This is a genomic window from Gemmatimonadota bacterium (genome assembly GCA_040388625.1).
Classification (GTDB): domain Bacteria; phylum Gemmatimonadota; class Gemmatimonadetes; order Gemmatimonadales; family Gemmatimonadaceae; genus Fen-1247.
Genome location: JAZKBK010000006.1, coordinates 566,795 through 584,215, shown reverse-complemented (window position 1 = coordinate 584,215; position 17,421 = coordinate 566,795). Strand labels below are relative to the sequence as shown.

Here is a 17,421-nt window from a genome sequence, read left to right as displayed (position 1 = left end):
GCGTCACCAGTCGGTCGGCACGTAATCCTTGAGGAATTTGCCCCACACATGCTCGCCGGTGTTGATGCCGGCGATGATCGGATCGACGATGCGCGCGGCGCCGTCCACGATATCCAGCGGCGGATGAAACCCGTGCTCCGCGGTCTTTCGCGCGGCGATGTCGGCTGGATCCTCGTCGGTCACCCAGCCCGTGTCGACCGCGTTCATGTGAATGCCGTCACGGTGGTAATCTGCCGCAGCGGTGCGCGTCATCATGTTGAGCGCGGCCTTGGCCATGTTGGTGTGCGGATGGCGCGTCGTCTTGAACGTTCTGTAAAATTGTCCCTCGACTGCCGACACGTTGACGATGTGCTTGTCGCGCTCCGGTGTCCGCATCATCAGTGGCTTTAGACGCGCGTTGATGATGAACGGTGCGACCGCGTTGACGAGATGGACTTCGAGCAATTCGACGGACGGCACTTCGGCCATCAACATGCGCCACGAGTTGCGCTCGCGCAGATCGATCTGCTGCATGTCCTGGTCCAGCTTTCCCTCGGGGAAGAGCGCGCGCTGAGCGGCCTCCTCATCCGGGAGAAGTCTGATCTGCGACAGCTCGGCAGCATGCGTCAGTCCGGTGATTTCGGAAGTGCGCGCACCGATTACAGCGGGCACGGTGGCGCCGGACTCGCCCTCGGGAAGCATGTGATACCCGCGCAGTCCTTCGTATTCGCCGAGCAGCTTGCGGGATTTTTCGGGCAAGGTGTGAAGCGCTGCGGTTTCGCCCTCCATCATGTGTTCGTAGAAAGCAGGCGGGCGACGAACGGTCTGGCAGGCGTTGTTGATTATGAAGTCCAGACGATCACGCGTGCGCAGCATCTCGGCGCAGAACGCCTCGACACTCGGCGTGTGACGCAGATCGAGTCCGTAGATGGTGAGCCGATCGCTCCACATCGCAAAGTCAGGCTCCTGCGCGTAACGCGACGCGGAGTCGCGCGGAAAGCGTGTCGTGACTATTAGCTGTGCGCCTGCGCGCAGCAGCTTGATGCCGGCCTGATATCCGATCTTGACTCGTCCGCCCGTGAGCAGCGCAACGCGGCCGCGCAGATCGGCGGACTCCGTGCGCTTCGCGAAATTCAGCGCGGCGCACGATGGGCAGAGCTGATCGTAGAAATGATGAAGCGTCGAGAAATCCTTTTTGCAGATGTAGCAATTCTGCGGCTCGACGGCTTCGCGAAAATCCGCATCGTCTTCGACGTCATGTTGCTCGAACTGCGCCGGCGGAAAGACGTTCGGTGTCATGAAGACCGTTTCGCGGCGGAGCTTGCGGATGCCGGTGTTGGAAAGCACGGTCTCCGCACGATTCGCCTTGGCGATCCTGCGCTCGCGCTTGGTGGCCTGGACGAGGCGGCGGCGGTCGATTGCATCGGGTCGTGAGACGCGGCCGGCGGCCTGCAGCAGTCGGGTTCTGTCTTCTTCCGGCAAACCGGCAAGCAGCGATCGGTCGCTGGCTATCGATTCGAGCAGCTCGGCAGCATCGCGGAGACGGTCGGCGAGATTCATGGCGCGTGGGGTTTCGGGCACGATGTAAAGTTAGCGACACGTACACGTCGCCGGCTGCCCTCCGGTCGTGGGACGGGACGGTATTTTGACAGCTACTTTCAACACCGCCAAGCGCGCGATTCAAGTTGGCTATTGATCGAACACATACGTGAAATGTGCGCGATCGGCATGGCGCGCGATGTCGTAGTGCACGATTCTGCGTGTGTCACCGTCTATTCCATAATGGGCAATGATCACCGGATCGGCGAAGCGCACGTTCCATATCCTGGCGCCGTCACGCTTCTCGACGGTTATTGTATCCATCTCGATGCCGTCGTCGCCTTCGGAGTAGAGGCGGACGATCGTGTGGTAATTGGGGCGCAAGGGTATCGAGCGAATCACGGCATCGAGCCCTTCGAAATGGAACATCGGAACTCGAAAATCGTGATCCGTGGTCCTCGTTGCGGAATCGGGCTGCGTGACCGACCGATGCACCCTGGCGCCATCGTATGCGTACGTCGTGCGTCGCGACCCCAGGATCGAGACCTCCGATACTGGCGCAAGACCGTCGACGAGGACGGTTGAGCTGTCCACATACATGCGCCCGTTAAGGTCTACCGTCTTGACGAGCAGCATAGCGGGCCGCCCCTGATACGCCACGTGCCGGATCTGTTCATGCCCCACACCGCGAACGATATCGACCGAATCGCCCTTCGGTAATCTGTCCTGTATGAAGCGGAAAGATGTTGTAGTATCGCGAAAATGTGCCGTCGTCAGATCCCCTGATCCGGGCACCAGCGCGGTGCTCGCACCCGCACCGGAGCCGATCGGAGCGACGTGGGTCGATTGCGCGACGGCAGGCGCCGCCGAAGCGATGGTGAGTGTGGCGAATAGCGGAATCATGTTCCGCGTTGCACCGCGGAATAAAGCGCCGGAAGAGTAGCGCACCGAAGCTCCCTGAGATGTTTGATGTGAATGGCGAGCAGGCTTACGCCGCAAGCTTCAGCTTAGCATCCTGGTAAGACTCATTGCGACTGCAATTCCAGAGCTTGCAGCGGGCGGTAGCTCGGATTCAGCGAGCGGTTGGATCGGCGCTTTTGAGCGTCAGGCGGCGGACGTCTCGCCCAACGCAGCTCTTACCGCCGCACGCCGGCGCCTGCTGGTAGACAGAGTGATGCCATCGCGCAGGACAACCACTCCTCGGCGAACCTCCGTCACTCTGCTGCAATTCACTATCGCGGAGCGATGGACGCGCACGAAGCGACCGGCTGGCAGACGATCCTCCAACGATGCGAGCGATTCGCGAAGCAGATAATGCTTCACACCAACGTGCAGAACGGCGTAATAATCATCAGCGCCGATCCAGTCAATTTCATCAGGATCGATACGTATCGTGCCCTTCGCTGTAGTGACGAGCAGCGGTTGGCTTATCGCGGGAGTCACCTGCGTCAACAAGGCTTGCAGCTCCGCAACGCGGGCGAGGGCAGCCGTTTCGGTCTGGCGTTCGCGCACGCGACGCATTGCGGCGGAGAACCGCTCCGGTCCCACCGGCTTCATCAGGTAATCGACGGCAGACGCCTCGAACGCGTTCACGGCAAATTCATCGTATGCGGTCACGAACACGACTGAGGGAATCCGCTCGACTCCGATTCGTCGAACCACTTCGAATCCATCCATTTCCGGCATCTGTACATCGAGAAATAACAGATCGGGCGAGAGCGTCTGTACTGCCGCAAGAGCTACCGCTCCGCTGGGACATTCGGCCACGATTTGCGCATCAGGATGGTCGGCCAGCAGCTGACGAATGCCACGTCTTGCGAGCGGCTCGTCATCGACTATTACGACGCGCATCAAACCGCCTGCCGTGTCAGATCATCATCGACTGCTGTCCACTCGTCGTCACGACGCTCGGAAAGCTTCACGTACGGGATGCGCACAGTGGAAACGGTTCCACCGTCAGCTCGCGGGTGTATTTCAAGCAAACCATCAGAGCCGTAGAGCGTCGTAATGCGCAGCGCCGTAGCCGAAAGTCCCGTATGCTCGATGCGACGTCGTTCCCAGCCCGGTGTGAGCCCGGGACCGTCATCCGACACCGTCAACTCGAGCGTGTCGCGCCCTTCCGGATTGCTGATGACGTGTGCGTTGATGCTGAGCGTGACATGGCGCAAGGTATTCGCCACTGCGTGCCGGATCACGTTCTCGGCGAGCGGCTGAGTCACGAGCGTTGGCACTCCGGCCTGACGAGCATGCGTATCGACGTCGAGTGTGACCGTCAGTCTGTCGGAGAAGCGCACTTCTTCTATCTCCAGGTACTGACGCAACAGCGCAAGCTCGGTACTCAGCGGGACGATCTGTGGAAGTGATCCGTCGAGCACGCGGCGTAGCATGGTACTGAGAAGCTCCAGCATTCGCGTCGATCGGGTGATGTCGCCGTCGCGGACGAGGACGGTTATTGCATTCAAAGTGTTGTACAGAAAGTGCGGATGCAAACGCCCTTGCAGAGCGGCGAGCCGCGCATCGGCGAGCTGGCCTTCGAGGCGGAGCGCATCCTCCCGGCGCTGTTGGGCTTCGCGGAAGTAGCTCATGGCGTGGGCGACGCCGACAACCGCGAAATACGACAGAAAGGCGACAGCAAGGCCGCCGAGCCACCATGACAGGAACATTCGCTCAACGCTCATCGTCAACAGTTGAGCGGAGTCGGTAGCATTGCGGGTCAATTGGGTCGCGGCGGTATCTACCGCCGCAGCCGCCGACCCGGCGAGGATGGCGCCGCAGACATGCAGGGCGAGGTGCCGGCGCACTGACGGGGCGCGGAGGGGAAACCGGTTTGCGAGCCGGAATACCAGCGGGGCCAGCACGCCGTAGGTGGCCCACGTTGCAGTCTCGCGCAGCATGATGGACTCGAGCGAAAACGGTCTCCCGCTCGTTCGCGCGAACGTGTACGTCTCGATGACCGCAAGCGCGGCCGGTACCGCCCACACGGCGACGAGAATCACATCGAACGGCACCCGCCGGCGCCGTCCGCTTTCCTCCGTGGCGTTCGGAACGAGGACTTGCATTATCGCGACGCTAACATCGGTGCACTCGGTTCACAAGATCGGTTCGGCAGGCACTTCGTCCCGGGTCGCGAGCCGTTGGTCTCATGATTGTCGACAGGCGCCGCCGCAGCAAGCAGCTACAGGCTGAATTTATGCGTTTCGTCTCGTCACTTGTCGAGCCAGGAGGCGAGCGACACTTGCCAGATGTTCGCGAGGCCGTTGTTCCATTCCGCCATGAGCTCGAGGCCCCTGGCACTCAATGCCCGACTCTGGGGCGGGGTCGCTGGCTCGACGTACCGGTTGGAGAAGTAGAGCGTGCGATGACCTGGTCCGCCCAGGCGCGCCTCGATGCTGCCTGCGCCGGGAATACTCACGGTGTCTCCCATGTACTCCGGTGTGCTCCAGGCGCCGCTCCTGCGAAACGTGATGAAGAGTGATGTGCCCTTGCCAGCAATGCGCGTGGACGAGAAAACCATGAATGACTCGTCGGGCGCCACAGCGGGATCGAAGTCTCCGATGTCCTCACCGGCGCTCACGGGTACTTCGACCGGAGCCGCGAACTCGCCGTGCGAGAACTGCGCGCGAAACAGGTGAAACCTTGTCTTTGCGCCCGTTGGTTGCATGAAGTAGATGCTTCCGTCTGCCGCGATGCTTGGCGAGTAGATCGATGTATTGCTGTTGACTATGTTCGGCAGGCGATGCGGCTCACCCCATCCGCTCGACGTGTGATCAACGCGCCAGAGGTTTCCGCCTCTACCTGGTTGTGCAGCGCCGTTGTAAAACCCATCGATTGGCTTTCCGCCCGTCGCTGTGGGCCGGCTTGAGATGAAGATCAGGTACGATCCGTCCGGAGCCATCGTCGGTTCAAGATCGAGCCACTCTCCAGAAAACGGAGCGATTCGAGGGTTCGACCACGTTACGCCGGACAGATGTGAAACGAGAATCGTCGATTGGCTCGAGTTGGACCGCGTGAAGAAAACCGTCTTGCCATCGGGGGTGAAGGCAGGCGACAGGTCGTTCGCCGGACCCGAGATCACGCCGGGCGAGAATATACGGGGTGGAGTTGCCTGTGCGGCGACGGCAGTGCTCAATAACGTGAGCAGCATCGGCAGCAGTGCGCTCGTGATAGTGCGAGGAGTCATGTTCGCGAGAGGTACTGGTTTGCGTTGTGCGTGCGTTGCTCCTGATGATCGTTTCAGGAGCCGGCGGTGTCCCGTTCTCTCGCACGCTAACCCCCCGCCGCGCAACAGGTTCATATTTTGCAGCGAGCGGACGGTTCTGGTCCGTTAGCGGTACTACCGATCTCTGCACGACCAGAGGGCTCCGCGAGACGCGAAGTGCGTAATCCCAAATTCATCGTCTAGCGTCGCCAATGGCAGCTCGACGCATCCGCGACCGTGGTCGCTGCCCCAGTTGCGGACCGCCGCAAGGACCGAGCGCTTTAGCCGAAGTCAAACGACCGCTCGCTGTAGGATCGCTACCGTTCGCTGCTCGTCCGTTGTCATGTGGACGACCGCGATTCTAGCTTCCTCGCAACTGCTGAATGTCCCGCTCGATTACCTGAACTCCCGTCATGATGTTCTGGACAATTGCATTGTTGTCGTCTCTTATCGCGACTGCGCACCCAGTCCTTCAGAGGCCCACGCCAGTCACCGCCCGGACGGACTTGCGGGCCATGGCGACTGTCGACTCGGCGATCGCGCAGATGGGTGGTCTGGATGCGCTTCGCGGTATTCGGACGGCGCGTTATTCAATGGTCACGCAGTGGCTGTCGACGAACTTCGCTCCACGACCGTTCGAGGACGCCCCGAGCTACGAGCTGAACAGCGACATGCGTGACTACACGACGCGCACGTGGCGCAATGTGCGAAGATTTGCCGGACCTCGGTGGACCGAAGTCACCGATCTTGTGATCGACACAGTGGCTGCTCGCTACAGCACGACGCCACTTCCAAGCGTCGCCAATGCAGGCAGGACCGTCGACAACTGGACTGCACTGAACGTTGCATACATCGATGAACGGCGCGAGCTGTTCGCATTTACGCCCGACCGCCTGGTGCTGCTACTTCGCAACGCTTCGGATCTGCGCTCGCGCCCCGACACCGTGATAGGCGGAATCCAGGAGGCGGCTGTCTCGGCGACGATTGACGGATTCCCGACGACGGCGTTCTTCCGTCGTAGCGACGGCTTTCTGACGATGGCACGCTATCACGCTGACGAGTCCAACGACTTTGGGCTCGCTCCGTGGGGACCGATGACTGTCGAAGTCTGGTACTCTCAGTGGCGCACCGACCCCGCTTCACATGTGCGGACTCCTGCGCAGTGGGACATCGCAAGAGTGGGAAGACCGTACAAGCGCATGACCGTGCTGTCGGTAGCGTTCAATCCTGCGCTTCCAGCTGATTCACTCGTGCTGAGCGACTCCGTTCGATCGGAATATCTGGCGCACGCACGTCATCCGATGGCCGACCTGCCTCTGACCAACGCGCGCCTTGCGCCCGATCGAATGATCGCGGTATTCCAAGCGCCGGGTGGCCCGGTCGCGGCTGTAAAGGTCGGCAAAGGCTGGGTGCTTCTCGAACCGGGAAACCTGCCCTTGAACGCCGCACGTGCTGCGAGTTGGCTGGCTTCGAACGACTCTGGCAGCAAAGTGATTGGCGCGATAATGGGGACGGCGTCTCCGTCGGGCGGCGCATCGTGGGTGTCCAGGAAAGGACTGCCGATTTACGTGGCACAGCCTGGCGCGAAGGGCGATTCCGCGTCGCTCAAGAACTATGGCGCGCCGCTGAGCACGCTTCACGTTGTCGCTCGGGGCCAGTGGATCAAGCTCTCAGGTGCGGGTCGTGATTCCCTCTGGGTTGAGCCAATTGACGTTCCGAATCTGCAGGGTGCTCTTCTTCTGTACTCGCCGTCACTTCGCTGGGCGTACTCGAGCGCGATCGGAGAGCCGGCGCAGTTGACGATGGTTGCCAATCGTCTGCGCAAGCGTGGATGGACAGTCGATGTTGTGGGATATCCGCGCGCGCCCGAAGGTGTGAAGCCCGTGCGCGAATGACACGTGTGTCAGTCTTCCAAGGTAAGGTTCTTCGTGTACTCGCCGAGTATTCGCAGATCTCGTCCCCGTTCATCGGTGGGGACGTACGAAGAACATGCCCAGCTCGACAGCGTCTGGCGCGATGTCGTTATTGTCGAGCGATTGATTCCCGGCCCCCGCTAACTCTGCAGCCATCCGCCCGCGAACTTCGCGCGGCGCAATCCGGTGACGATGTAAGAGCAGTTGCGCATAAGCTTCCAGATCAGCTCCGTGCGATGATTCTCGATCATCAGGACGATCGGGCCCTGATTGAGTCCGCAGTGACTGGGGGAGATCCATCCGATCGTTCCGGCGTCTTTCGTCGGGAAGGTCCGGTTGAACGCCGTCGGGAACCCGTACGGATTGGGTTCCATCAATTTCAATCGATGGAATTGCTTGATCGCGGGTAGCACGATATCGGGTGCAAAGGGAAGCGAGGCGACGACGGCCCACGGAGCGATCGTACCGTCGTCGGGACCATAGGGTGCGCCGCGCGACATGTAGTCGTAGAAGCGTCGCACGATACCATCGACGCGGCATGTGATCCGGGCCGGGCCATCGCTTGCCGTGAGACCCCAGCATGACTCGTCGTATCCGGCAAACTGCATCGGATTACGGATCGCGTACTTGCGCTGGACATGTGTCGCACTCCGGCTGTTGTCGAAATAATCCGACTCCCTTTGCTGCATGTAAGGGTCGCGGATGCCGCGAAAGTCGATCCAGACGTGCGATAGCTGATGTGTGAACAACGGACCGGAGTACAGAAACTCCGTGCCGTAGATCTTCTTCCACTTGTACGTCGATGTCCATGCCGTGTACGTCTCCTGGGGCAGTGGATGCGTCGGCGAGCCAAGGCCGAGTATGTAGAGCAGAAGCGCCTCGCTGTAGCCCTGCCAGCGATAGCGCATGAAGCCACGTTCCGGCGTCCATCCGTGCGAGAGGGTGGGGCCGTTGTTGAGCATCCACTGCCAGTCGACGCGCTCGTAGAGCTGTGTCGCAAGCGCGCGGATCTCGCGCTCTTCCTGTGTATCGCGTGTGAAATATTCTGCCGCTGTCAACATTCCCGCCAGGAGGAACGCAGAATCGACGGATGACAGTTCGGACTTCCAGACGCGGCGGCCCGTCTGCATGTCCAGGAAGTGGTAGTAGAACCCCTTGTAGCCAGTCGCATTTCTGTCTGTACTCTGCGTGCTTTTCGCAAAGAAACGTAAACATGAGAGCGTGCGCTGGATGGCATCGTCGCGCTCGAAGTATCCGCGCTCCACACCCACGGGATACGAGGCAAGGGCAAGGCCTGTTCCCGCAATGCTGGATGGTGCGTTGACTTCCGTTCTGTCGCGCACGAGGCCATTGTCGAGATTCACCTCGTTCACGAAGTAGCTGAACGTCTTCTGCTGCAGTCTATCAAGTAGCTTGTCGTCGACAGGCGTGGTCATGGCGTTACGTCGAGGCATAATGTGCACCACGAGCGGAAAGTACTCACTCGGCCGAAAGCGCACAAAAAGACACTTCCACGTATCCAACAGAAGAGCCGACCGCAGCTTCCGTCGCCGGATTGAACCGCCGGCCGGCGCACATTGCGGGAATGTTGCCGACCACTCCTGGAACTCTCGTGCTGTGGATTCGATTTCCGCGCAATGTGAAGCCAGGGACGGCGATGCCGGATCTCGGTGTGTCGGAGCGCGAAGCGCGCGACGTAGCGACGTGGCTGTACGCGCTGCGCTAATACGTCAGCGTCACAATCGAAGTACCAGAGACGCCATCGCAGGTCGCAGTGATCCTTATGCCGAAGACGGTACCATGTCTTACTGCGGTTATCGCAGCGGTGGTTGCACCTGTGCTGGTGACTGAAACGTGGCTGCTGTCGCTGGAGCTCCAGGTGATCGTGCGACCGTTGATCACGTGATCGTTCGCGTCTACAACTTTCGCAGTCAGAGTCTTTGGATGGTTGTTGGTGAGTGTGACGGAGGCAGGGCTGACCGTCACCGACGCGACCGTCGTCGTCGGTGGCGGCGGTGGTGGTGGTGTCGGTGTCGTTGCCGTCACCACCACCTGAGCCGTTCCGGCCTTCCCCTCGGAGGTCGCGTTGATCGTCGTCGTCCCGGCGCCGATTCCCTTCACCAGACCGGCTGCGGTTACGGTGGCTATCGACGTATTCGCTGACGCCCAGGTGATCGTCCGACCGGTCAGTGTGTTTCCGTTCGCATCGGTCGTGACCGCTGTCAGCGATGCCGACTGGCCGACATCCAGCGCTGCCGATCCCGGACTCACTGCGACAGCAGCGACGGGGATCACTGTCACCGTAATCGCCGATGATGCTGTCTTGCCTTCGACAGTTCCCGTCACGGTTGCCGATCCGGCTGCAACGCCCGTCACCTGACCCGAGGAATTGACCGTCGCAACCTGTGGCGCCGAGCTGGCCCAGACGACGGTACGTCCGGTCAGCGTGTTTCCACCCGCGTCATACGCGATGCCCTGCAGAGTCACCGTTCCACCGATCGTGATCGTCGCAGTTGCCGGAGCTATGGCGACGGACGCGACGGCGACCGGTAGCACGGTCACCGGGACCACCGCCGACTGCCCGCCGGAGCTCGCCGCGATCTGGGTCGTTCCAACGCTGTTCCCGGTTACGACACCAGCCGGTGATACCGAAACGATGCTTGTGTCGTTGCTGGACCAGAAGACGGTCGCGCCAGGCACGAGCTGGCCGCTGGCATCGTGCACCTGCGCCTGCAGGGCAATCTGTGCGCCGACGGCGACTGCGGGTGAGTTCGGACTGATCGCTATCAGAGCGGGTGTCGGACTCGTGGGCGCCACGGAGTCCGATCCACTGCCGCCACACGCGAGAAATCCGGTGGTTACTACGACAGCGAGGAATACCGCAGTGAAGCGATTTGCCTGAAAAAATTGAGGCTGACGGCGACGCAGCATCGATCTACCCAACCCAATGCGTTCTGAGGCGGGCTCCAGAAGGAGCTGACAAATGTGCTGTGGCGACAGAAGTTCTCATCCGGGGCCAGTGACGGAGACAGGACTCCCTTACGCACAAGTCGCGCCCATGTCACTGAAACCCGCGGTGCAAATGGCTTCGCACCGTATGGCCGAACGGGGCTCTAGCGGATGCTCAGCCCAAAGCCAACGGAACTCGGCCCGAACGCCAGCAGAGGTGCCGCAGACATTCCGCGCGCCGATCCCTGCGCGGCCGCCGCGCTACGGGCGGAGTGTGCGTGGCTGGCGGCCTCGATTGCCGCGATGACGGCGATGCCAGCTGCCGCTCCGAGCCCCACAGCGGCGTTGGGGCGCTCGCTGCGCGTCTCGGTCGTTTGATAGGTATAGCTGTGACCGAGCGGATCGATGGCGGTGTGAGTTACCTGCACCGCCTTGTTCTGCGATTGCAGTCCGTACGCAACCGCGCCGCCGGAGACCGCCAGCACGAGCACCCCCGCAAACGGGCGATGCGTCGTCATCTGGCCGAGTCCGGGAATGATCAGGCCGCCAAGGAACACACCAGCCGGAGCCGGCATGTGCGGGGCCGACGCAGCGACTGGTATTCGCACGACTGTGGTGTCGGGCGGGAGTGCGAGCGCGAGTTCTGCAATTCGCTGACGCACGTCGCTCGCTTCGGCGGCACCGGGGTTGATCGCGAGAAAACGGCAATACTCGCGCATCGCGCGCTCGTCGTGGGTGGCTTCGTATTCGCGGCCGAGTGCGTACGCGATGCTGGGATCGGTCGGATTGAGATTCGCAGCCTGTTGGTACAACGACGTCGCGGCCGCGTTGTCACCGACGATCGACGCGGCCTGTGCGCGTCCGGCGATCAGCTGCGCGGCCGATCTTGCGCTGTCCGAAACGGGAGCGAGCGGTCCCACGATACTGACGCAGCGACTGGGCAATGTCGATCGCGCTACGTCGGTCGGCGTTGTCTGGGCGCGACCGCTGGAAGCCGAGATGAAGGATCCGATCAGCAAGAGCGCTGCAGTGCGCAGTCCACGAAATGGTGCGTTAGTCATGGTATCAAGAAAGTAATCGACCCAGTCGTACCATCGATCAGCGCGTCGATTGTCACGCTTCCCGCATTGAGCACGGTGACAAGGCCATTGGAATCTACCGTCGCCACTGTAGGATCCGTTGACGTCCATGTGACGGCACGTCCGGAGAGTGGGTTACCTCCAGCGTCCGTTGGGCTCGCTGTCAGTTGGGCGGTCTGCCCGACCATCGGGCTCGGGCGCGAAGAGGTAACCGTTACCGCTGCAACCGGTACCAGCGAAACTGTAACCGTTGCGCTACCGGTTATGCCCTCACTCGTCGCGGTTATTATGGCGGTTCCCGAATCTACCGCAGTAACGAGCCCTGTCGTCTGGTTGACGGTTGCGGTGCCCGGTTTGTTCGACGTCCACGTCGTGACACGTCCCGTAAGCACGAAGCCGGGCGCATCCTTGGTCGTATCGGTGAATGCTTGTGTCGCCCCGACGATGAGTGAGGCGGTCTGCGGCGCGACGATGACGGTGGCGACGGGCGCCGCCGTTACGGTCAGCGTTGTCGTACCAGGTATTGTTTCGCTCGTTGCTGTAACCGTGGTAGTGCCGGGGCTGACTCCTGTGACGACGCCAGTGTTTGCGTTTATCGTCGCAACCGACGTCGATACTATCGACCACGTGACTGTGCGTCCCGACAGGGTGTTGCCGTTTCTATCTTTGGTGACCGCTGACAGACTTGCCGTCAGATGCTCAACTACCGACGGATTGGGCGGCGAAATCGTGACGGTCGCCACCGGTATCGGAATCACTGTAATCCTTGCCGTGCCAGTGTTCCCTTCGCGCGTCCCTGTGATCGTCGCAGTGCCGGCCGCTTGTCCTGTAACGGTTCCACTCGCGTCGACAGATGCGATTGCCGGAGCGCTGGATACCCAAGTGACTGGGCGATTAGCCAACACGTTCCCTGAAGCGTCTTTTGTGGTGTCCGTCAGCGTCACCGTTGCGGCTACCTGTATAGTCGCGCTGCTCGGAACGACTACTACGGAGGCAACGGGCACCCTGCGTACCGTGACAATTACGGATGCGCTGGCCGTATCGCTTCTGGCCGTAATGGGTGCTGATCCAAGTGTATCGCCGGTGACGACACCGCTTGGTGACACCGTTGCGACCGACGACCCGTTGTTGCTCCAGGATACAGGACGTCCACTCAATGCGTTACCCGCAGAATCGCGTACTGTAGCAGTCAGTGTCACCGTCTTGCCGGAATCGATCGTTGCACCATTCGGAAGGATTGTCACTGATGCAACCGACGGTGGCGCCGGTGGCAGAACGGTTATCGTCGCACTTCCGCTCTTGCCCTCGCTGGTCGCCGTGATCGTCGCCGAGCCGGGCGCTATTGCGTTGACGACGCCCGTGCTCGTTACGGTCGCTATCGTCGTCGCACTGCTGGACCACGTAATCGTGCGCCCGGACAGAGTAGCACCGTTCGCGTCGCGCAATGTTGCGGAAAGCGTGATTGATCCACGGATGTTGAGGCTCGCGGTTCCCGGAGCCACCACGACCGACGCCACCGGAATCGGTGGCGGCGGTGTCGTCGCCGTTACAACGACCTGCGCCGTTCCCGTCCTGGCTTCCGCGGTCGCGGTGATATTCGTAGTGCCCGCACCCGTACCAGTGACGAGACCGGCAGTACTCACAGTTGCGATCGACGTATTCGCGGACGCCCACGTGATGGGACGCCCAGTCAGCGTGTTACCGTTCGCATCCGTTGCAACTGCATTGAACGCCTTGGATGCACCCACGTCGAGCGCAGCAGATCCGGGTACAACGGCAACTGCTGCAACGGGAACAACGGTAACAGTGATCGCGGAAGATGCGGTCTTCCCCTCGACAGTTCCGCTCACCGTTGCCGTACCGGCGGCGATCGCGGTGACCTTGCCCGATGCATCCACCGTCGCGACCTGGGACGCCGAGCTGGCCCAGACGATCGACCGTCCGCTGAGAGGATTGGCATTCGCGTCGTATGCTACGGTTTGCAAGGTGACAGTGCCACCGATCACGAGCGTCGCCGCCGATGGAAGCACAGCCACCGACGCGACCGGGATCTGCTGAACCGTGACCGTCGCTACAGCCGAGGCGCCGCTCGAACTCGCTGCGATCTGTGTATTTCCGACGGACTTGCCGGTAATGACTCCCGCCGATGACACCGTAACGACATTCGTGTCAGCGCTGGACCAGAATACGGTCGCGCCGGAGATCACCTGCCCATTCGCACCGCGTACCTCCGCCTGCAACGTAGCCTGCGCGCCGACTGTGATCGACGGAGCGTTGGGCGTGATGGCGATCTGAACTCCACCGCCACCACCGCCGCCGCCGGGCGCCACCGAATCCGTCGAGCCGCCGCACGCGATAAGCGCAGCGATTGCCATGATAGCACGGCAGTCGATCCAGAACTGGTGGACTCGCGACGCGAGCGATTCACGCCGCATGCGCATCAGGCTCTCAGGCTGGTTTCTCGATGTACGTCGGGCGGAGACGATGCTCGCGTGTTCCGTCGCCCAACTGTCCATCAAGGTTGTAACCCCAGCAGAAGAGATCACCGGTCTCCGTCGTACCGCACGTGTGTGATCCAAACGAATTCACTGTCGTGAATGCGTGACCACCGGAAACCGGTACTGGTATCGTGCGAGTGACCGTGGAGCCGTCGCCAAGCTGGCCGTACGTGTTGCGGCCCCAGCACCATGCATCGCCACTCCGCGTCAACGCGCAGGTGTGCACGCTTCCCGCCGACAACGCAATGAAGTGCGCGCTGCCGCTCACTTCGGTCGGAGTGAAGTGCGTACCATGCGTGCCGTCGCCCAACTGGCCGTACTGATTGTCGCCCCAGCAATACGCGGCTCCGCTGGCCGTGGTGCCGCACGTGTGTGCGCTTCCCGCGCTCAGAGCCGTGAACCGAACGTCGCTTCGCACCGGCGTCGGACTGGAGTGATCGCCAATCGTGCCGTCACCCAGCTGTCCGGAGTCGTTCGCGCCCCAGCAGTACGCGCGTCCGGCCTCGGTCAACCCGCACACGTGGTTCCATCCAGCCGCGAGCATCGCGAACGAAACGTTCGTGGCAACCTTCTCGGGCGTTACTCGCTCGCTCGCGGCTCCATCTCCGATCTGACCGCGGTTTCCCGCGCCCCAGCAATACGCGGTGCCATCGCTTGCCAGACCGCAGCTGAATCCCGCTCCACTCACGACCGATGTCAGCGACCGTGCCAGTGCGGCACGCATCGGTGTGTCGTGCGACGCGTGGGTGCCGTCGCCGAGCTGTCCGTGGTCGTTGTTACCCCAGCAGTAGACCGTGCCGCGTGCAAGCGCGCACGTATGCGACAGACCGGCGGAGATGCTGGAGAAGTGCGTGCTGCCGGTAACCGCCGTCGGCGTTGGCGCTGCACCCTGCGACGTGCCCGTGCCGAGCTGACCGCTGCTGTTGGCGCCCCAGCAATAGGTAGCGCCTGCCAGCGCAATGAGACAGGTGTGTGCACCACCAGCCGCGATCGTCGAGCGGCCACTCGCCACTACGAGCAGTGGCGCCGGCGCTGCGGGGAGCGGCATCGTCGTCGGTACGTTCGCCTGTGCTGCGGATTCCGGTACTGTCGCTGCGCCCTTTGGCGCGGCAAGCGCTTGAGTCGACTTGAGCGTGCTCGAGTCGTGCGCAGCCGTGGCTGCGATTGCGCTTGAATCGACGTTGGTTGCAGATGGATCGCTCGCCGATTGCGCTGCGCCGGCCGCAGGTACGATTCCAGCGCCGACCGAGTCGTATCTGCCGTAGTTACCAACTGGTGAATGAGGTACGGGAGCGGCGGCAGCATGCTTCGGTGCGGCGTGCGTTGCACCGCTGCTTCCGCCGCTGATGAGCGGCACCCAGTTCGAGACGGGCCACGCAAACAGCAACGTCGCGCTCACGAGCGCCGCGCCGATCGCCGCGAATGGTGCGACGCGACGAATCCTGCTCCGAACCTGGTGCGCAGGTGAGATCGTCATGGCGATGGTCTCATCCGGCGCGGGCGCTACGAATTCACGCCTGCGCGGGATCGGTGCATCGGATATGAGCGCGTCCCGGAACTGCGCGGCGGACTGCCACCGGTCGGCCGGAGACTTCTCGAGCAGTCGCTCGATCGCTGCCACCATTCGCACCGGCGTTTCCGGTCGCAGTGCGTCGATTGCCGCAAGCTGGTCGTGCTTCTGATGATAGATGACGTTGTACAACGTCTCGCCATCCCACGGCCTCCGCCCGGTCAGCATTTCCCAGCCGACGAGTCCGAGACTGTAGAGATCGCTGCGACCATCGACGAGCGATCCGTCGATCTGCTCCGGCGCCATGTAGGTCGGCGTTCCGATCGCGACGCCGGCGAGCGTCAGTTGCTGCGTGTCGTTGCTGACCGAGCGCGCGATGCCGAAATCGGCGAGCAGCGCGCGGCCGGATGATTCGTCGATGAAGATGTTCTCAGGCTTGACGTCGCGGTGCACGATGCCCCGCTCGTGCGCGAAGCTCAGTGCAGCGGCGATGTCGCTGAGTATGCACGTGGCCTGATCGAATGCGATCTTGGGCCCGTCGCGCAACATCTGTTTGAGCGTGCGGCCCGGGACGTGATCCATCACCAGTCCGAAGCCCACAGCTTCGATCCATCGTACGGAGTGCGTCGCAACGATGTTCGGATGCTGCAGCTGCGCAACCAGGCGCGCCTCGCGATCGAAGCGCGCGAGCGCCTCCTCATCGTCGAGGTGTTTGGTGTGAATCACCTTGACGGCGCGCTCGATCCCCGTTGCACGCTCGCGCATCAGATAGACGATCGCCATGCCGCCGCGACCGATCTCACGAATCAGCTCGTACGAATCGCTGAACGGAGCGGCACCAGCAAGATCCGGCGGTGGATTCAGCGCGGACTGCGCCAGGCTATCCGGGAACGTCATGTCCATCGTGCGTGACTGTCAGCTCGCGAGGAAGCGCAGCGCCACTTCACCCAGCTCGATGCAGTCACCGTTGGATAGTTTCCGCGCGGTGCCACCGTTGAGGAGGGCACGATTGTTCACGAGCACAGGATTGGTCTTGGACAGGTTCGTGATGGTCCAGTGCCCATCCACGAAATCGATGCGCGCATGGCGACGGCTGACCGTGGGTGCCTCGAGCGTGATGTGCCGGTACGGCGGACCCGTCTCGCGTCCTACCACGATGTGTGGCGCCTCACCGATCCTGCTCACCAGCCGAAAATCCTTTCCGGCCGCCTCGCCGGACAGGACGTGGAGCCGGCCGGGCAGGATCTGCACAGCCTCGTCCATCGGCCGGTGAAAGACGACAGTGGCGTCGGGCGACGGCTCGTCCATGTCATCGGCTTCTTCGATGCCACCCCGAACGTCGGCCAGCGGCGCGACGCGAATCGGCTCTACGGGAAGGTCGACCGAAGGCGTCTGGCGCCGTCCGCTGGCCGTGTTATCGGCCACCTCCGAGTAATCCGCGTGCCTGTCGAACGATCGTTCGAAAGGCTCTTCGTCCACTTCAGCCGTTTCTTCGACGGAGGGACGCATCGGGGCACGGGCTCGCCACGGAACGGTACCAGCAGGCTGGATGTCGGACGAGTCCGGCGAGGTCGGAATTATCAAAAATGGGAGCGGCGGCTCGGTATACTGCCTGCGCTTCGTGGCGGAGCGGTTGAATAGAAGGTCGCGGTTCACCACGACCACCGGTCCGACGACGAAGAGCAGGAGAGCTACTATTACCAGTGCGATGTCCATCTGAGCAGTAGTGGAAATCAGAACCCGGACTTCGCCGGCT

13 protein-coding genes are annotated in these 17,421 nt (G+C 62.0%); 2 read left to right on the top strand and 11 right to left on the bottom strand.

Going from position 1 to position 17,421, the window contains the following annotated elements; genetic code table 11:
- Positions 1–3: 3 nt before the first annotated feature.
- The 5 genes from V4529_15935 to V4529_15915 form a co-directional block, all read right to left on the bottom strand.
- Positions 4–1,539, bottom strand: a complete 1,536-nt coding sequence (locus tag V4529_15935; protein MES2359828.1) for an SDR family oxidoreductase — start codon at positions 1,537–1,539, stop codon at positions 4–6.
- A 129-nt stretch (positions 1,540–1,668) separates the two neighbouring features.
- The gene (locus V4529_15930) at positions 1,669–2,421 is read right to left on the bottom strand and encodes a hypothetical protein (GenBank protein ID MES2359827.1); all 753 of its coding nucleotides are present in this window, start codon (positions 2,419–2,421) and stop codon (positions 1,669–1,671) included.
- A gap of 201 nt (positions 2,422–2,622) precedes the next feature.
- Positions 2,623–3,369: a LytTR family DNA-binding domain-containing protein gene (locus tag V4529_15925; GenBank protein MES2359826.1), complete on the bottom strand. Its 747-nt coding sequence runs from the start codon at positions 3,367–3,369 to the stop codon at positions 2,623–2,625.
- Positions 3,369–4,577, bottom strand: coding sequence for a histidine kinase (locus V4529_15920; protein ID MES2359825.1), 1,209 nt, complete (start codon positions 4,575–4,577; stop codon positions 3,369–3,371). The genes V4529_15925 and V4529_15920 overlap by 1 nt, the downstream gene beginning before the upstream one ends.
- 146 nt (positions 4,578–4,723) lie before the next feature.
- The gene (locus V4529_15915) at positions 4,724–5,698 is read right to left on the bottom strand and encodes a hypothetical protein (protein MES2359824.1); all 975 of its coding nucleotides are present in this window, start codon (positions 5,696–5,698) and stop codon (positions 4,724–4,726) included.
- 533 nt (positions 5,699–6,231) lie between these two features.
- Here V4529_15915 and V4529_15910 point away from each other — a divergent pair.
- Positions 6,232–7,611, top strand: coding sequence for a hypothetical protein (locus V4529_15910; GenBank protein MES2359823.1), 1,380 nt, complete (start codon positions 6,232–6,234; stop codon positions 7,609–7,611).
- Between the two features lie 158 nt (positions 7,612–7,769).
- Here the strand turns inward: V4529_15910 and V4529_15905 are convergent, their stop codons facing one another.
- Entirely contained in the window at positions 7,770–9,065 is a 1,296-nt protein-coding gene (locus V4529_15905; GenBank protein ID MES2359822.1) for a glucoamylase family protein, read from the bottom strand.
- A gap of 149 nt (positions 9,066–9,214) precedes the next feature.
- Between V4529_15905 and V4529_15900 the strand changes: the two genes are divergently transcribed.
- Positions 9,215–9,355, top strand: a complete 141-nt coding sequence (locus V4529_15900) for a hypothetical protein (protein ID MES2359821.1) — start codon at positions 9,215–9,217, stop codon at positions 9,353–9,355.
- On the opposite strand, the gene V4529_15895 is transcribed toward V4529_15900, so the two are convergent.
- From V4529_15895 to V4529_15875, 5 genes are all read right to left on the bottom strand, one after another.
- Positions 9,352–10,560, bottom strand: coding sequence for an Ig-like domain-containing protein (locus V4529_15895; protein ID MES2359820.1), 1,209 nt, complete (start codon positions 10,558–10,560; stop codon positions 9,352–9,354). The two genes, V4529_15900 and V4529_15895, sit on opposite strands and share 4 nt — an antisense overlap.
- 182 nt (positions 10,561–10,742) lie before the next feature.
- Entirely contained in the window at positions 10,743–11,639 is an 897-nt protein-coding gene (locus V4529_15890; GenBank protein MES2359819.1) for a hypothetical protein, read from the bottom strand.
- Complete coding sequence (locus tag V4529_15885; protein MES2359818.1) at positions 11,636–14,098, bottom strand: Ig-like domain-containing protein; 2,463 nt, start codon at positions 14,096–14,098, stop codon at positions 11,636–11,638. The genes V4529_15890 and V4529_15885 overlap by 4 nt, the downstream gene beginning before the upstream one ends.
- A 7-nt stretch (positions 14,099–14,105) precedes the next feature.
- Positions 14,106–16,568 carry a protein kinase gene (locus V4529_15880; protein MES2359817.1) on the bottom strand — a complete coding sequence of 821 codons (2,463 nt, stop codon included), beginning with the start codon at positions 16,566–16,568 and terminating at the stop codon, positions 14,106–14,108.
- Positions 16,569–16,580: 12 nt separating this feature from the next.
- The gene (locus V4529_15875) at positions 16,581–17,381 is read right to left on the bottom strand and encodes an FHA domain-containing protein (GenBank protein MES2359816.1); all 801 of its coding nucleotides are present in this window, start codon (positions 17,379–17,381) and stop codon (positions 16,581–16,583) included.
- Positions 17,382–17,421 lie beyond the last annotated feature (40 nt).